Below are 15,309 nucleotides of genomic sequence, written 5' to 3'. Positions count from 1 at the left end.
ACCCGTCACAGCACCGGCGCCGGCAGCACGCCGAGCACTTGCTCGAAGGCGACGCCGATCGCCAGCAGCCGCCGGTCCTCGCCGAGCGGGCCATCCAGTTCCAGCCCAACCGGCAGGCCGCCGGCGGTCATTCCCGCCGCCAGCGACAAGCCCGGAATGCCGGACGTGCTGGCCGGATCGGTATTGCGCAGGAACGCGTCCATCGTATCGATTGGCGCGGCGCCATCGATCGACACCGTCGACGAGCCGTTCAGGTCGTCGATCGGCACCGCGGCGAGGCGCGTGGTTGGGAACAGCAGCGCATCGAGACGTTCATCCGTGAAGGTCGCCGCGACATACTGCTGCAAACGCGGCCGCCATTGCTTCAGCGCTGCGTCGTAATGAGCGCCGAGTACGTCGGCGAGCACGCCGTCGTAGATCGCGCGCACGTCCGGGCTCGCGATGCGGGCCGCCATTTCGGCGACGGTCTTTACCGGCGCGTTATTGGCGACGAGCCAGGCGAGCACATCCTCGCGCGGCTCGTGGATTGCGATCGGTCCGCCAACATGACCGTTCAAGGTCTCTAGCTCGCTCATCGCGACAGGCACGAAGGTTACGCCCGCGGATTCGAGGCGGCGCAATGCGGCGTGCGCGACGTCTTCCACCTGCTTTTCGAGCCCTTCCCAGAGCGGCTCGGGCAGGCCGATGCGCAACCCATTGAGCGTGAGTGTGGGTAACGCTCCAGCTCCGGTGATCACGCCGTCGAGCAAAGCGATATCGGCAACCGTGCGCGCCATCGGCCCGACCGTATCGCGCGTATGGCTGATCGGCACGACGGCATCCGGGTCGTGATAGCGCCGTTCGGCGCCACCGTTACCGACAGAAGGACGAAATCCGGCGGTGCCGGTCAACGCAGCCGGAATGCGAGTCGAGCCGCCGGTGTCGGTGCCCAGACCCGCGGGCACGATGCGCGCGGCGATCGCGGCGGCGGTGCCGCCCGACGAGCCGCCGGGGATCAGCGTGGGGTCGTACGGATTGCGCACCGGTCCGGCGTGCGTGGCGAAGTTCGTGCTGGTGATGCCGAACGCGAGTTCGTGCATGTTGGCTTTGCCGAGAATGATCGCGCCGGCATCGAGAAGCCGTTGTACCGAAGGTGCGTTCGTCTTCGGTACGAAGCCTTCCAGCGCGGGCGTGCCCGCCGAGGTCTGCAAGCCGGCCGTGTTGATGTTGTCCTTCACGACGATAGGCAAACCGGCGAGCGGCAATTGCGCTTTTGCTTCGGGCGGCAAGGCATCGATGCGCTGCGCGGCGGCCAGCGCGCCGTCGAGGTCGAGCGTGGTGAGCGCATTGAGGCTCGAGAGCGACGCCGCGCGCGCCAGCAGCGTGGCCATATAGTCAGCGGCTTTGAGGCGCCCGGACTGGATCGCGGCGACCGCTTCGGTTGCGGTTAGGGCCAACTGTTGATCGACGGTCCATGTCATCGCAGGCGTCTCCTTTAAACGAGGTGTCGCCTATTCTGGCACAGCCGCTTAAAAACCGACGCCGCGTGGCGCAACGTGGCCCACATTTGCCGGCTCGCAAGCCAACCGGCCTTCAGGTTCTGCGTGCGAGACCAGGCGTGACCGCCTGAGTGCTATCGAATGAGCCTGCCGACGTTATTGCCGGCTGTCGATCCACATGCGTCCCCAGCGGAACGCATAGGCGAGTGCGTGCTCTTCGTCGAAGAAATAATCGAGTGCGTCGAACGAGTAAGCCTGACCTTGACTTGCAGACGTTTTCTCGATGGTCAGGTTGGCGGCGAACAGGCCGTTGGGGAGTCGTTGCGCAGCCGGTGCGACTTCGTAGCCCTTGTAGCGGATATTTGAATTCATGGTCGTGGCAGTGAGTGTGCCCGCGTGTATTGCTAAGGAGCCGGCGCGCGGGACGCAACCCTGTGCGTCAGGCAACCGGTGGGTGAGCGGGCAGGATCAAGCGTAGGCCGCGCCGCGCAGCGGGTGAACCAATCTTTCGTCGTAAGCAAATCAGCGAGGTCCGGGAACGGTCTTCAGGAGACAGGATCGGACGATAGTCGCAGTGTTCGAACACACTATCCGGCGTTGTGGGATAGCGGTCTGTTGTGTGGCGCACGGTTTGAGCGAGCGGAAACACGAACGCGTTCGAAAGCGCATCGCGTGGCCTGTCGGCCTTAAAAGTATTGTCGGAGGATGCTGCGATTAGCGGGGAGAGGGGCAAGCGCACGCATGCGTCGAATTGTTGATTCAGGCGACGGGATGGTCGCCGATCTAGCGCAAACGCGGATGCGTCGGGGACCCACAAGCGCAGGTCCTCGACGTCGTACGTAAATGCCTTAAACCGCGTGCAACAACCGCGCGGGTTGCGCTTCCTTGACCGCGTTGCCGAGCGGCGCGGCTGTCGGCGTGCGATGCGCGTTGAACGCGAGGGCGAATTGCGCGGCCTGCTGGCCGACCGTGGCGAGCTGATCGACCACCTTGGCGTCGGAACAGCTGTCGACGGTGTCGAAACGGGTTTCCAGCGTGTTGATCCCGGCGCCGAACGGCGTCGGCCAGCCGCGCAACGCGTGGACGATCGAGCGCAGCGACGTCAGCACCGAGCCGGCGGCCTGCCAGCCGTAAGCGGTGACGATACAGCCGACCGCGCGGCCATCCAGATACGGGCGTTCATCGGCGCGCAGCTCCTCGAGGGTGTCGAGTGCGTTCTTGACGAGGCCCGAGACGCCGCCGTGATAACCGGGTGTCGCGATGATCAGCGCGTCCGCATGGCGCACGGCTTCGATCAGCTCGAGCTGTTCGGCGGTGCGTTGCGGGTTTTCCGGGGCGTAGTGGGGGAGGCTATGCAGGAACGTGCCGCCGAACAGGCGGGTATTCGCGCCCGCGGCTTCCGCGCCACGCAGCGCAAAGCCGAGCGCGCGCTCGGTCGACGACGCCGCGCGTGTCGTGCCGCCGATGCCGATTACGAGCGGCCGGCGATGATGGTCGAAACTGGTCAACGAAATGCTCCTTCGGTAGCGGCTCACGGAACGCTGGCGCGGGGCTGCGCGTAGACGAACCGGGGCGAACCGGACTTTGAAGTGTCATCTTAATGACCGCCGCGAGCCGGGCGAAGCGACTTTTTGTTCTAACGATATAACCGTGCGGGGTTATCGGCGGCCCAGCGGGCTGTCCGGAGGATGCTTTGAAGCCGTTTCAGATCCCCACGCGCGGCCCTGTGCAATGCAGTTGAGGCGGCCCTCGATAAGCATATGGCGAACCATTGTTTGGGGGCGCGATGACACGCGGCTATGATCGAGTCGTCTCCTCCATGACATCTCCTTGACATGGGACTCGGCCTCGCTACGTTAGTGGCGAGGCCTTTTTTTTCGTCTGGACTTTCAGTGGCGCCCGCGCTTGCCGCTTCACGATAAAGCCGTTTTTTGCATGCTACGATGGTCCGCAACGCGAATCACGGCGAGGTCGAACAAGCAATGGCAACCCTGTATGACACGCTTGGTGTGCACGCGCACGCCACGGACGAAGAAATCAAGCGGGCTTACCGCAAGGCCGCGATGAAATGGCATCCGGATCGCAACAACGGCGCCGAAGAAGTTGCGCGCGCTACCTTCCAGGAAATCAAGGACGCGTACGCGATTCTCTCCGATGCCGCGCAGCGCAAGGTGTATGACGCCGTCTACGCCGAGCAGATGCGCGGCTGGGAAACGCAGCACGCCCGCCAGCAAAAAGCGCAGGCCGAACGTGAAGCTGCAGCACGTGCCGCAGACGAGGCGGCCTACGCCGAGATGGTGTCGCTCGCCATGCGTTTCGCCGACGACGGCCACAATCGCGATGTGCTCTTCGGCGTACTGCTAGGACGTCGATGCGAGGCGCAGCGGGCCGCGCAGATCGCCGACAGTGTCTCGGCCTTGCAAGCGGCGCGGCGCGAGGCTGAGAAGGCGGCGGCTGCCGCCGAAGCGGCAGCAAAAGCGGAGGACGTCGCCGACGTTTCAGCCGCAGCGAAGGCGACTACCGCGAGCGACGATGCCGCTAATCACGACGCCCCAGGTAAGCCCGCCAACTCAGGCAAGCGCGAAGAAAATGCCGGCGATGCTCATCCGGCCGGCGTACTGGGTGGACTCTGGTTCCAGTTCCTGAACGGCTTGCGGTTTTGAACAGACGGTAATGGCCGTTAGACCCGAGACGTAGGCTGAATTGATATAGAAGGCGGCCTTCGGCGTCGGTCTATCCGCTTCTAGAATCGAAGACACGTCCGTGACATGTGTCGCTCGAGCGCCGGAATGACGCGCGACGATTCCTCATTGCCACGCATGCGGGTGGCGAACGCATCAGCAGGCCGGGCACAGGTTGTACGTGTGCCCGCTGCTCCTCCCCTTGTTGCCGACTCTACTTCCCCCGCGAATGACCCGCTTCGCTTGACCTCCACGTTGCAGATTCCGAGAGGCTCGACGGCCATGGTTACTTTTATTTTTGTCGTTGCGGTGGCGGCGTTTATTCCGTACGTCGCGGCGCCCGGCATTGCGAACGGCGTCAAGTCGATCAGTGCGCAGCCGACGGCGATGCTGTTCGAACCCTCACCAACTGCGTCTGACGGCGCAAGCGACGCCGCAAATCGTATCGTGTCCGAGCAGCGCGACAGCGGCGCTTCCGTATGAGGAGATCCCGGCACGGAATTGTCGGCATAATGAAAGATTCGACTTGGCGCTGCTAAACTTCGTCGCCAATGCAGCGCGCGATATCCGTGGGTTGACCGCCCTGGTACAAATTCTTGTGGCGCAACAAATTACGTCATCGTAGTGTCACGAGGACGCAAGACTGGGCTGGCACAATTGCGCATAGAGAGAGATAAAAAAACTCGGGGTGAGCGTGACCAAAAAATACAAGGTGCTGTTTCTCTGTCGCGAGAATTCAGCACGCAGCATCATTGCCGAAGCTTTACTGCGCGAACTGGCTGGACACCGGTTCGACGCGTTCAGCGCGGGGCCGGAGCCAGCCCCGCGCGTTCATCCCATTGCGATCGCACAATTGCGGCCCGGTATATCGGACCTCGGCGTGCTCTGCCCGAAAAGCTGGCTGGAATTCACCGGCGAATGGGCGCCGCGGATGGACCTCGTCATCGCCCTCGACGCGTGCGTTGCCGGGCATCATGCGCCGCGCTTTCCGGGAGAGCCTGCGTTGAGTAGCTGGGTCTTTGCCGATCCGCTCGCCGATGGCATGCTCGAACCGGAGCGCGTCCGTTCCTTCGAAAAGGTCTTCTGGCAGATCGTCCGGCAGGTCAGCACGTTTATCGAATTGCCGCAGTACGCGGCGGCGCCGGCTCGTACCGGCGACGCGTCGTGTGCATCGGTGAACGACACAACCACTCCCGCCATTCAGTGCAACGTGTGAACGGCCCCGGCGCGTCAGCCAGTACGGGGTTAGGGCTCGGGGTTATGCCTTTGCTCTGGCGCATTGGCGATCAGACGGCCTAGCGGTTGTTCGGGCGCGCAAGCGGACTTCCCGCGAAGGGGTCGTTTAGCCAATCCACCTGTTTTTTCGGCTGCGGGGCAGGTGCCGGCGTGGCCGATAATTCGAAGTGGTCGATTGATTGACCAGCGCTAATTGCCTGTTTAAGCCATTGGGGCATTTCACCCTGGCCGTCCCAGCTATCTCCCGTTGCGCTGCGGTAGCGTTCAGCTTTTTGCCCCTTCGGTTCGGCCGCCAGCACGGCGGCGAGGTCTTCTGGTTTGATACCAAACTCTTCCATGCGGTGGCGGAGATACGCAATCATGCTATCTCGCTTCCTTTCGTCCATAAGATATTCGTCCTTCTAAAGCGTCCGGCGTTCTGTCAGTTACAGATTGCAAGGGGAAGCCGCGAAAGCATCGAGCCCATGTATATGGGGTCCGCTCGCGGTCAGGTTATTGATCGAAGGAAATTCCAGTGGCTGCGTCAAAAAACGTCGCCCCATACATTGCGGTACAGCATATGTCCAATAAGCCCGCCAATAAGGCTGACTGTGCCAATCAGTGAATATTCAAGCGCTCCGCCGCGCGGCAGGTACGGCTGGGTAAGCCCTACGGCCGCAATGGAAAAAACGGTGATGACAATGCAATGATTGCGAACAGTCGGTCTCATGTCCACGCTCCGTCTCTCGCCGGTGCCTCGCGCGGGGCCGATTTTTGTACGTTATGCCAGCATCATAACGCACTGTTCGGGTAACGCACGCGCCTGCCGGCCTGATTTTGTTGTTGCGTGCCGCTGATCGAGCAGCGGCGGGTGTCACCAAGGCCGCCGGCACCGCCGGGATTGCAATCCTGAGTGGCCGAGCTATAACGAAACAGCGGAGCAACAATCTGCGTTTCCAGCCTGGTGGCGACCGTTTCCGGCAAGCCGCGCGCGCACGCCCGACATCGGTTTCAGGTCTGGCAACTATTTACTCATTTAGTTCGGTGACTCGCCGCAGCAGTCCCGCATAGGCATTCGCCCGTTTGTCATTTTTCAGTTCGGCAGTTCGATTTCATGACACGACGTTTTTTCGCGGATCAATTCTTTTTTTGAAGGGGATAAGTACTGCTGCGCCGGATTCGAGGAGTCTGGACATGAAACTACGTTTACTGATGGCGTTGGCAAGCGCTGCTCTGTTTCTGGCGCCGAGCACAGCCGGCGCACTGGATAGCCAGCAGGGCCAGGCCGTATCGGGCCAGGCGCTCATGCAGAACGCAAACGAATCAGCGCAAGCCACCACCGACATGTCGTTTGGTGACACTGCGCGGACCGTGATGCCGGGCGGGCAAGCGGTGCAGAACGTCTCCTATGGCGGAGTGGCTGCAGGCGCGACGGAAGTAGGAGGCCGACAGGAGCGGCCGTGCGCTTCCGGGCCGCAATGCAGGATATATTTTGGCCAGTAGCAGGCCAGCAGTTCAGGAGGCGGTGGGGACAGAGCGCACCGCTTCCAATTCCATCCACGCACGGCACCCTGATCGGAATACCCACACGCCCGAGTGCAATTTTACGGCGTCGTCAGCGGGCGATTTAATACGATGTTAAGGTATGTTCCATTCAGGTTTTCACCCGCTGTCTTTTCCGATCGCAATCATAAGCAGGCCAATACCGCCTGCTTTTTTATTCTTGATTTGCCGTCTGCGATTTGATTAGTCCGGTGTGACTGCTCCAATCCCACCCGTTGTTTAGTTACTCGCAAACAATACTATGTTGATGGAAGATAATCTGCCGGCGAGCATTGCTTCGCCGGACGATGGGGCTTCGTCGTCCCTGCGTTCCTGGCTCGCCGTTGTGGCCGTTGCAATCGGTGCGTTCGCATTCGTGACCACGGAATTCTTACCTGTTGGCCTGCTGCCGCGCATAGCGGCGGATCTGGGTGTGTTGCCTGGCACCGCCGGGCTGATGGTCACCGTGCCGGGCGTGATTGCCGCCATCTCCGCGCCCGGTTTGATGCTGGTGGCCGGCCGGATGGATCGTCGGCGCGTGTTTTTGCTGCTCACGGCTTTGTTGCTGGCGTCGAATCTGATTTCCGCCTTCGCGCCCGATTTCCTGATCATGCTGGTCGGACGCGCGTTACTCGGCGCGGCGCTGGGCGGCTTCTGGACCCTGGCGACCGCGGCATCGGGGCGCCTCGTACAGCCGAAAGATTCGGCCAAAGCGATGGCGACGATCCTCACCGGCGTAACCTGCGCGACAGTGATCGGTGTACCGCTCGGCACCTTCATCGCCAGCTTCGCGTCGTGGCGTGCTTCGTTTATGGCAACCGGCGTGCTTGTCGCGATCGCGCTCGTGGCGCAGTTCGTTTTCGTGCCGTCCTTGCCGTCGACCACCGCATTGCGGCTGCGTGATCTGGTGGCGCTGCTGCGCCGCCCGCATCCGCGTAGAAGCATGCTGATGGTGGCGCTCGTATTCGGCGCGCATTTCTCCTCGTACACGTACATCACGCCGTTCCTGCTGCATAACGCGAGTTTCTCGATGTCGACGATTACCTGGTTGCTGCTCGGCTTCGGCATTATTGGCTTCTTCTCGAACTTCGCCGTTTCGTCGACGGTCACGCATAACCTGAAAGTGTCTCTGGGCGTGATGATTTCACTGCTCATGTCCGCGCTGCTGGCAATGCCATTGCTGGAACAATCGTCGATCGGAGTCGCTGCGCTCGTACTCGCGTGGGGTGTTTCGTTCGGCGCGCTGCCGCTGTGTTTCAGCATCTGGATTCAGCGCGCCACGCCGGATTCGCCCGAAGCGGGCTCGGCACTGTTTGTCAGCATCATTCAGGTTGCCATCGCGCTCGGGTCGCTCATTGGCGGCGTGGTGGTCGACCATGTCGGCATTTCCGCCGACTTTCTCTTCGGCAGCGGTTTGGCACTGCTGGGGCTCGCGGCGCTCGCAAGTTTCGGACGAAGCAGGCAGGAAGTGCCAGCGAAAGCGATGGCGTGTCCGGCGTGTACTGACTAGCCGGTAAGCTTCCGGCGTCACGTCAATCGATCCGCTTTTGTTATCGGCCCCTCCAATACACGGATTGTTAGCGCATCGCACCGCTCGTATATTTGCTGGACGAAAGCAGAGACAGCAGAAATACAACAACTGAACGGCAGGCCTCTCGGGCCTGCTACAGGAGCGCAGCGATGAATCGAATCGATCTGGAGGGGCGTGTTGTTGCCATTACCGGCGGCGCGCGCGGCATTGGCTACGCAGTGGCCCAACGGGCGCTGAACTCGGGCGCCTCGGTCGCGCTATGGGACATCGACGCAGAGCGGCTTGCGCGCAGCGAGCGCGAACTCAGCGAACTGGGCAAAGTCACCGCCGTCACGGTCGAACTCACTCAGGAAGCGTCAGTGGTTCAGGCGGTGGCGCAAACGGTCGCCGCCCATGGCGCGATCGACGTGCTGATCAACTGCGCCGGCATCACCGGCGGCAACGGCACAACGTGGGAGCTGGAGCCCGAGGTCTGGCGCCGCGTGATCGACGTGAATCTGATCGGCCCGTATCTCACCTGCCGCGCGGTCGTGCCGCAGATGCTCAAGCAGGGCTACGGCCGGATCGTCAATATCGCTTCGGTGGCCGGCAAGGAGGGCAACCCGAATGCCTCGCACTACAGCGCCTCCAAAGCCGGGCTCATCGGCTTGACCAAATCCCTCGGCAAAGAACTTGCGACGAAGAACATCCTCGTCAATGCGGTCACGCCCGCGGCGGCGAAAACAGAGATCTTCGACTCGATGTCGCAGCAGCATATCGACTACATGCTCTCGAAGATTCCAATGAACCGGTTCCTGTTGCCCGAAGAAGCGGCGTCGCTGATTCTCTGGCTCTCTTCCGAAGACTGCGCGTTCAGCACCGGCTCGGTATTCGACCTGTCCGGCGGCCGCGCCACGTATTGAGCCGTCATGGCGTCGCTCAAGCCGTAGCAGTTGCAGTGGCCGTTGCAGTTGCGAGCAAAAGGTAGAAAAAACGCAGAGCGCGACCCGCATGTTCTGCGAAGGAGACAAGATGAATCCGCATTCGCCCGCTTTGCTGGAGGCGATCAACAGCAAGGTCATGCGCCGGCTGTTGCCGTTTCTGTTGCTGATGTATGTGCTGGCGTTTCTCGATCGCGCCAATATCGGCTTCGCGCAGAAAGCGTTGCAGCACGATACGGGTTTGTCCAATGCGGCTTTTGCGTTCGGCGCGGGCGTGTTCTTCGTCGGTTATGCATTGTTCGAAGTACCGAGCAATCTTCTGCTGCATAAAGTCGGCGCGCGCGCGTGGATGTGCCGGATCATGGTGACATGGGGGCTCGTCTCGGCAGCGATGTGTCTTGCGCATACGCCGACGGCTTTCTATTCGTTGCGTTTTCTGCTCGGCGTCGCCGAAGCGGGGTTTTTCCCCGGCGTGATCTACTACCTGACGCATTGGTTTCCGCAAGCGGCGCGAGCTCGTGCGGTGGGCGTGTTTTATTTCGGTGCGCCGCTGGCGTTCATCTTCGGCAGTCCGCTGTCGGGGTCCTTGCTCGAGTTGCATGGCGCGATGGGTTTGGCCGGCTGGCAGTGGCTGTTTCTGATCGAGGGAACGTTGGCCTCGGTGGTCGGCGTGTGGGCGTTCTGGTATCTCGACAACCGCCCTGAAGACGCCCGTTGGCTCGATGCGCAGGAGCGCACCACTTTGCGCCGCGCGCTCGATGACGATGCGCTCGCCGCATCGGCGCATGGGCCTCGTCATATTCTCGCAGCGCTGGTTGACCGCCGTGTGTTGCTGCTCTCGGCGATCTATCTGCTGATTCAGATGAGCGTCTACGGGGTGATCTTTTATTTGCCGCAGCAGGTGGCGGCTTTGCTCGGCACGACGGTCGGTTTGCGCGTGGGCCTCGTCGGCGCGTTGCCATGGCTGTGTGCGTTGGCCGTGACGTGGTATGTGCCGCGTCGAGCGGATCGCACGGGTGGACACCGGCGCTGGGCAGTTGCGCTGCTGGTGCTCGCCGGCCTCGGCATCGGCGCCTCGGGGCTCGCGCATAACCCGTCGATCGGACTGATCGCGCTGTGCTGCGCGGCCAGCGGTTTCATCGCGGCGCAGCCGCTGTTCTGGACGTTTCCGACGCGCTACCTCACGGGTGCCGCAGCGGCGGGCGGGATCGCACTGATCAATTCGCTCGGCGGCCTCGGTGGATTTATTGCGCCGAGCCTGCGCACCGCGGCGGAACGCGTGTTTTCGTCGACCTCGGCGGGGCTGATTGTATTGGGCGCGTCGAGTCTGCTGGCGGCGCTCATGATCGGCACGCTGTTGCGTCGTGACGGCGCCGAATCAAGCGGGTCTTTCCAACATTTACTGCACCGCGCCCGCTAGGCGCATTTTCTGGCTGCACGTTCGACGCACCCATAACGGAGCCCTTTTCATGGCCATGCCTACTATCCGGCACGTGCGTGCCTTCATCGTTCGCGGTGGCGGCGCGGACTATCACGATCAACCCGACGGACACTGGATCGACGATCACATTTCCACGCCGATGGCGCGTTATCCGGAGTATCGCCAGAGCCGCCAGTCGTTCGGCATCAATGTGCTTGGCACGTTGGTGGTCGAGATCGAAGCAAGCGATGGCACGGTGGGTTTTGCGGTGACGACGGGCGGAGAGATCGGCGCGTTCATCGTTGAAAAACATCTCGCACGTTTTCTCGAAGGCCAGCTCGTCACCGACATCGAGAAGATGTGGGATCAAATGTATTTCTCGACGCTGTACTACGGCCGCAAAGGCGTGGTGCTGAATACGATCTCGGGCGTCGATCTCGCGTTGTGGGATTTGCTTGCGAAAGTGCGCAAGGAGCCGGTGTACCAACTATTGGGCGGCCCGGTGCGCGACGAACTCGTGTTCTACGCGACCGGCGCACGTCCGGACCTCGCGAAGGAGATGGGATTCATCGGCGGCAAATTGCCGTTGCAACACGGTCCTGCTGAAGGCGAGGCGGGTCTCAAGAAGAATCTGGAGAAGCTCGCCGAGATGCGCAGCCGCGTTGGCGATGACTTCTGGCTGATGTACGACTGCTGGATGAGTCTCGACGTACCGTATGCAACGCGGCTCGCGCAGGCGGCGCACGAGTACGGTCTGAAGTGGATCGAAGAGTGCCTGCCGCCGGACGACTACTGGGGTTACGCCGAACTGCGCCGCAACGTGCCGCGCGGCATGATGGTGTCGACCGGCGAACACGAAGCGACGCGTTGGGGTTTTCGCATGCTGCTGGAGATGCAGTGCTGCGATCTGATTCAGCCGGATGTGGGCTGGTGCGGCGGCATCACCGAACTCATCAAGATCTCCGCGCTCGCCGATGCCCACAATGTGATGGTGGTGCCGCATGGTTCGTCGGTGTATAGCTATCACTTCGTCGTCACGCGCCACAACTCACCGTTCGCCGAGTTTCTGATGATGGCGCCGAAGGCGGATGAAGTCGTGCCGATGTTCACGCCGCTTCTGCTCGATGAACCGGTTCCCGTGAATGGACGGATGAAAGTGCCGGACACACCGGGCTTCGGTGTGCGGCTCAATCCGGAGTGCGCGCTGGTGCGGCCTTATCCACGCTGAACGCGTTGAATGCTTGTTGAAGATGGGTTGGACCAGGTTTCAACCCGCAAGACATCTTATCGATCCAGCTATCAGGAGAATGACGTGTTGCTCAAGGACAAGGTCGTGATCGTTACCGGCGGCTCACGTGGCATCGGTCGCGCGATAGCCGTTGCGTGCGCAACCGAAGGTGCGGATGTGGCGATCAACTACTGGGGCGATAACGACGCATCGTATGGGCGCCGTTCGGCGGTTGCGGAAGTGGTCGGTGAAATTGAAGCCTTGGGGCGGCGCGTGATCGCGGTCGAAGGGAATGTCGCTTTACGCGAAACCGGTCAGGAACTCGTCCGCCGCACTGTGGAAGCCTTCGGCAAAGTCGACGTGCTCGCGAGCAACGCAGGCATCTGCCCGTTTCACGCCTTTCTCGACATGCCGCCCGAAGTATTGGAGTCGACGGTGGCCGTGAATCTGAACGGGGCGTTCTACGTCACGCAGGCCGCTGCGCAGCAGATGAAAGCGCAGGGCACAGGTGGTGCGATCGTAGCGACGAGTTCGATCAGCGCGCTGGTGGGCGGCGGCATGCAAACGCACTACACGCCGACCAAGGCCGGGGTGCATTCGTTGATGCAGTCATGCGCGGTGGCGCTGGGGCCGTACGGCATTCGCTGCAATTCGGTGATGCCCGGCACAATCGCGACCGACCTGAACGCGGAAGATCTCGCCGACGAAGCCAAAAAAGCCTACTTCGAAAAGCGTATTCCGCTGGGCAGACTGGGCCGTCCGGAGGACGTTGCCGATTGCGTGGTATTCCTTGCCTCCGACCGCGCGCGTTATGTGACAGGCGCCGCGCTGCTGGTGGACGGCGGCCTGTTCGTCAACTTGCAATAACGGGCGATGCCGACTTCAATGAACCGGTGTGGATACGATCACAGGCTCAGTCGCGGTCGCGGTGGAATCGTCGCGTGCGAGCTTGCGCGAGAAGCCACGCAGCAAATCGATAAAGCGCAGTGCGGGTTCGGCGAGGGCTTCTTCCTTGCGCGTGAGAATGCCGAAACCGGAGAGGCTCTTGCCGATTTCGAGCGGCAGCGCGACCAGCAGTTTGCCGCGCACATGATCACGCACCACCGACTCGGGCAGCATGGCCACGGCGTCGTAGTTCTCGAGCAATTGCAGCGTGGCGAAGATCGACGCGCACTCGGTCAGGTTGACGGGTGTCGCCAGACCCGCACGCGCGAGTTCCTCTTCGAACAGCACGCGTGCTGGACTGGTAACCGGTTGTGCGACCCACGGCCAGTCGATCAGCTCGTGCAACGTGATGCGCGAGCGCTGCGCCAGCGGATGTACCGAGCGCACCACCAGCATCAAAGTCTCGCGCGCGAGCGGCTCGAAACTGAAATCGTTGTGTTGCAACGGACTCGTCAGGCGTCCAAGCGCCAGGTCGACTTCGCGGCGATGCAGCAATTGCACGACCTGGTCGCTGGTTTCGCCAAGAATGCGCACGTTCAGCAGAGGGCTCTCGGTTTTCAGGGCGGCGACCGCCATGGCCAGCAGATCGGGCGCGGCGCCCATGATCGCGCCCACGGTCAACTGTCCATGTCCGCCGCGGCGTTTGACGTCGAGGTCTTCGGCGAAACGGGTCAGCTCAGCGAGTGCACGCCGCGCATACGCCAGCGTGACCACGCCGAGTGGCGTGGGCGTCATGCCGCGCGCGTTGCGCTCGAACAGCAGGAAGCCGAACGCTTCCTCGATATCGCCGAGCATGCGGCTCGCGCTGGGTTGCGCGACGTTGATGGCCTCGGCGGCCTGGTGGAGATTGCGCGCGTCGTCGAGCGCGACGAGCAGCGCCAGATGCTTGAACTTGAGCCGATTGACGAGTGCGATGACAGCTGAGTGTTGGCTCATGGTTCCGGGTGCGATTCGGTTTGTGGATCGCCCAATCCCAAACACGGATTGAGATGCTATCGACGCAGGAATTATAGTCGTACCAGACGCTTCTACGCTGCTCAGGGAAAGCGCCCGGATACGACGGGAGACAGGCCGCAATGGAAACAATCGCTTTCCGGATGGTGCTCAACCCTGGCATGCGCGAGGAATACGAACGACGTCATGCGCAAATCTGGCCTGAGCTGGTTGATGCATTGCACAACGCCGGTGTGCGCGACTATCGGATCTTCTTCGACGCAGACTCGCATCACCTGTTCGCCATTCTGACGCGCAGCACGAATCACACCATGAACGCGCTGCCGCAACTCGACGTGATGCGCAAATGGTGGGATTACATGGCCGACATCATGCAGACGGCTCCTGACCATACGCCGCTTCAGCAACCGCTGGAGCCGGTCTTTCATCTGAATTCGCTTAGCTGACTGTGCTTGCCCAATGGGCGGAGGGTGTCGCATGCAGGTTGTCGATTCGCATATCCATCTGTGGGATCTGAAGACGCATCGCTATCCGTGGCTGGAAAACCCGGGCGTGTCGTTTGTGGGGGACGCGCGCGACCTGAAGCACGACTATCTGCTCGACGATCTGCTTCGCGAAGCCGGCGATATCGAGGTGCTGAAACTGGTGCACGTGGAAGCGAATCACGATCCTGCCGATCCAGTCGAGGAAACACGCTGGTTGCAATCCATTGCGGATCGTCCGGCGTCGCGCGGCATGCCGGATGCGATTGTCGCCGCCGTGGATCTGTCCGCGGCGAACGCACCCGAACTGCTGGAAGCGCACGCGTCGTTTGCCAACACACGTGGCATCAGGCAGATCCTGAACGTGCACGAGAACAGGTTGTTCGATTACGTAGGCCGTCATTTCATGCGCGAATCGAAGTGGCGCGAACATTTTGCCCTGCTGCGCCGTCACGACATGTCGTTCGATCTGCAACTGTATCCGTCGCAGATGGAGGAGGCGGCTGCGTTGGCGCGCGCGCATGCCGATACGATTTTTATCGTCAACCATGCGGGCATGTTCGTGGATCGCAGCAGCGTTGCCGGTTATCGCGCGTGGCGTGACGGCATGCGAATGCTCGCGGGTTGCAGGAACGTGGCTGTAAAGATCAGCGGACTCGCCATGTTCGATCATCAGTGGAGCGTTGAGAGCCTGCGGCCTTACGTGCTTGAGACGATCGATACGTTCGGCGTCGAGCGCGCAATGTTCGCATCGAACTTTCCGGTCGATCGGTTGTTCGGCTCTTACCAGGACTTGTGGCACGCGTACGCAGCGATTGTCGACGGTGCAAGTGTTGCCGAAAAAGAAGCCCTGTTTTGCCGTAACGCGGAGCGTTTCTATCGTATCTGACGTACCGGTCGCGTCTGACGCATT

At 61.7% G+C, this 15,309-nt stretch carries 17 protein-coding genes; 11 read left to right on the top strand and 6 right to left on the bottom strand.

Annotated features, from left to right (window positions below; translation table 11 throughout):
- Window positions 1-5: 5 nt before the first annotated feature.
- The 3 genes from iaaH to R8871_RS17885 all read right to left on the bottom strand — a co-directional run bounded on the left by iaaH (window position 6) and on the right by R8871_RS17885 (window position 2,986).
- Entirely contained in the window at window positions 6-1,460 is a 1,455-nt protein-coding gene (gene iaaH / locus R8871_RS17895) for an indoleacetamide hydrolase (protein WP_175051634.1), read from the bottom strand.
- Between the two features lie 174 nt (window positions 1,461-1,634).
- Window positions 1,635-1,850, bottom strand: coding sequence for a transcriptional regulator (locus tag R8871_RS17890; RefSeq protein WP_093636067.1), 216 nt, complete (start codon window positions 1,848-1,850; stop codon window positions 1,635-1,637).
- A gap of 476 nt (window positions 1,851-2,326) precedes the next feature.
- Window positions 2,327-2,986 (bottom strand): NADPH-dependent FMN reductase, encoded by a 660-nt coding sequence (locus R8871_RS17885; RefSeq protein WP_054035960.1) that lies wholly within the window; start codon window positions 2,984-2,986, stop codon window positions 2,327-2,329.
- Between the two features lie 474 nt (window positions 2,987-3,460).
- Between R8871_RS17885 and R8871_RS17880 the strand changes: the two genes are divergently transcribed.
- The 3 genes from R8871_RS17880 to R8871_RS17870 all read left to right on the top strand — a co-directional run bounded on the left by R8871_RS17880 (window position 3,461) and on the right by R8871_RS17870 (window position 5,375).
- The gene (locus tag R8871_RS17880) at window positions 3,461-4,141 is read left to right on the top strand and encodes a J domain-containing protein (RefSeq protein WP_175051633.1); all 681 of its coding nucleotides are present in this window, start codon (window positions 3,461-3,463) and stop codon (window positions 4,139-4,141) included.
- A 300-nt stretch (window positions 4,142-4,441) separates the two neighbouring features.
- Window positions 4,442-4,642, top strand: coding sequence for a hypothetical protein (locus tag R8871_RS17875; RefSeq protein ID WP_175051632.1), 201 nt, complete (start codon window positions 4,442-4,444; stop codon window positions 4,640-4,642).
- A gap of 211 nt (window positions 4,643-4,853) precedes the next feature.
- Window positions 4,854-5,375, top strand: coding sequence for an arsenate reductase/protein-tyrosine-phosphatase family protein (locus tag R8871_RS17870; protein ID WP_175051631.1), 522 nt, complete (start codon window positions 4,854-4,856; stop codon window positions 5,373-5,375).
- Window positions 5,376-5,454: 79 nt separating this feature from the next.
- Here R8871_RS17870 and R8871_RS17865 read toward each other — a convergent pair whose 3' ends face one another.
- Complete coding sequence (locus R8871_RS17865; protein WP_093636065.1) at window positions 5,455-5,781, bottom strand: H-NS histone family protein; 327 nt, start codon at window positions 5,779-5,781, stop codon at window positions 5,455-5,457.
- Window positions 5,782-5,918: 137 nt separating this feature from the next.
- On the bottom strand, window positions 5,919-6,104 hold the full coding sequence (locus R8871_RS17860; protein WP_175051630.1) for a hypothetical protein: 186 nt from the start codon (window positions 6,102-6,104) through the stop codon (window positions 5,919-5,921).
- A gap of 464 nt (window positions 6,105-6,568) precedes the next feature.
- On the opposite strand from R8871_RS17860, the gene R8871_RS17855 reads away from it, so the two are divergent.
- The 6 genes from R8871_RS17855 (at window position 6,569) to R8871_RS17830 (ending at window position 12,882) form a co-directional block, all read left to right on the top strand.
- Window positions 6,569-6,877: a hypothetical protein gene (locus R8871_RS17855; protein WP_175051629.1), complete on the top strand. Its 309-nt coding sequence runs from the start codon at window positions 6,569-6,571 to the stop codon at window positions 6,875-6,877.
- A 301-nt stretch (window positions 6,878-7,178) separates the two neighbouring features.
- A complete protein-coding gene (locus R8871_RS17850) occupies window positions 7,179-8,426 on the top strand; it encodes an MFS transporter (RefSeq protein ID WP_175051628.1) in 1,248 nt (415 codons plus the stop codon).
- A 170-nt stretch (window positions 8,427-8,596) separates the two neighbouring features.
- A complete protein-coding gene (locus tag R8871_RS17845; RefSeq protein WP_175051627.1) occupies window positions 8,597-9,349 on the top strand; it encodes an SDR family NAD(P)-dependent oxidoreductase in 753 nt (250 codons plus the stop codon).
- A 109-nt stretch (window positions 9,350-9,458) separates the two neighbouring features.
- Window positions 9,459-10,787 (top strand): MFS transporter, encoded by a 1,329-nt coding sequence (locus tag R8871_RS17840; RefSeq protein WP_175051626.1) that lies wholly within the window; start codon window positions 9,459-9,461, stop codon window positions 10,785-10,787.
- Between the two features lie 49 nt (window positions 10,788-10,836).
- A complete protein-coding gene (rhmD, locus tag R8871_RS17835; protein WP_054035971.1) occupies window positions 10,837-12,015 on the top strand; it encodes an L-rhamnonate dehydratase in 1,179 nt (392 codons plus the stop codon).
- Window positions 12,016-12,099: 84 nt separating this feature from the next.
- Complete coding sequence (locus R8871_RS17830; RefSeq protein WP_175051625.1) at window positions 12,100-12,882, top strand: SDR family NAD(P)-dependent oxidoreductase; 783 nt, start codon at window positions 12,100-12,102, stop codon at window positions 12,880-12,882.
- Between the two features lie 15 nt (window positions 12,883-12,897).
- Here the strand turns inward: R8871_RS17830 and R8871_RS17825 are convergent, their stop codons facing one another.
- Window positions 12,898-13,896, bottom strand: coding sequence for a LysR family transcriptional regulator (locus R8871_RS17825; RefSeq protein ID WP_175051624.1), 999 nt, complete (start codon window positions 13,894-13,896; stop codon window positions 12,898-12,900).
- Between the two features lie 140 nt (window positions 13,897-14,036).
- Here R8871_RS17825 and rhaM point away from each other — a divergent pair, with 140 nt between their 5' ends.
- Complete coding sequence (gene rhaM, locus R8871_RS17820; RefSeq protein ID WP_054035975.1) at window positions 14,037-14,360, top strand: L-rhamnose mutarotase; 324 nt, start codon at window positions 14,037-14,039, stop codon at window positions 14,358-14,360.
- Window positions 14,361-14,391: 31 nt separating this feature from the next.
- Window positions 14,392-15,285: an amidohydrolase family protein gene (locus R8871_RS17815; RefSeq protein ID WP_175051623.1), complete on the top strand. Its 894-nt coding sequence runs from the start codon at window positions 14,392-14,394 to the stop codon at window positions 15,283-15,285.
- The last annotated feature ends 24 nt before the right edge of the window (window positions 15,286-15,309 follow it).

Source organism: Paraburkholderia sediminicola (assembly GCF_902859805.1).
In the GTDB taxonomy this organism is placed as follows: Bacteria; Pseudomonadota; Gammaproteobacteria; order Burkholderiales; family Burkholderiaceae; genus Paraburkholderia; species Paraburkholderia sediminicola.
Note: the sequence above shows the minus strand (reverse complement) of the source record. Positions and strands in the feature narration are given on the sequence as shown.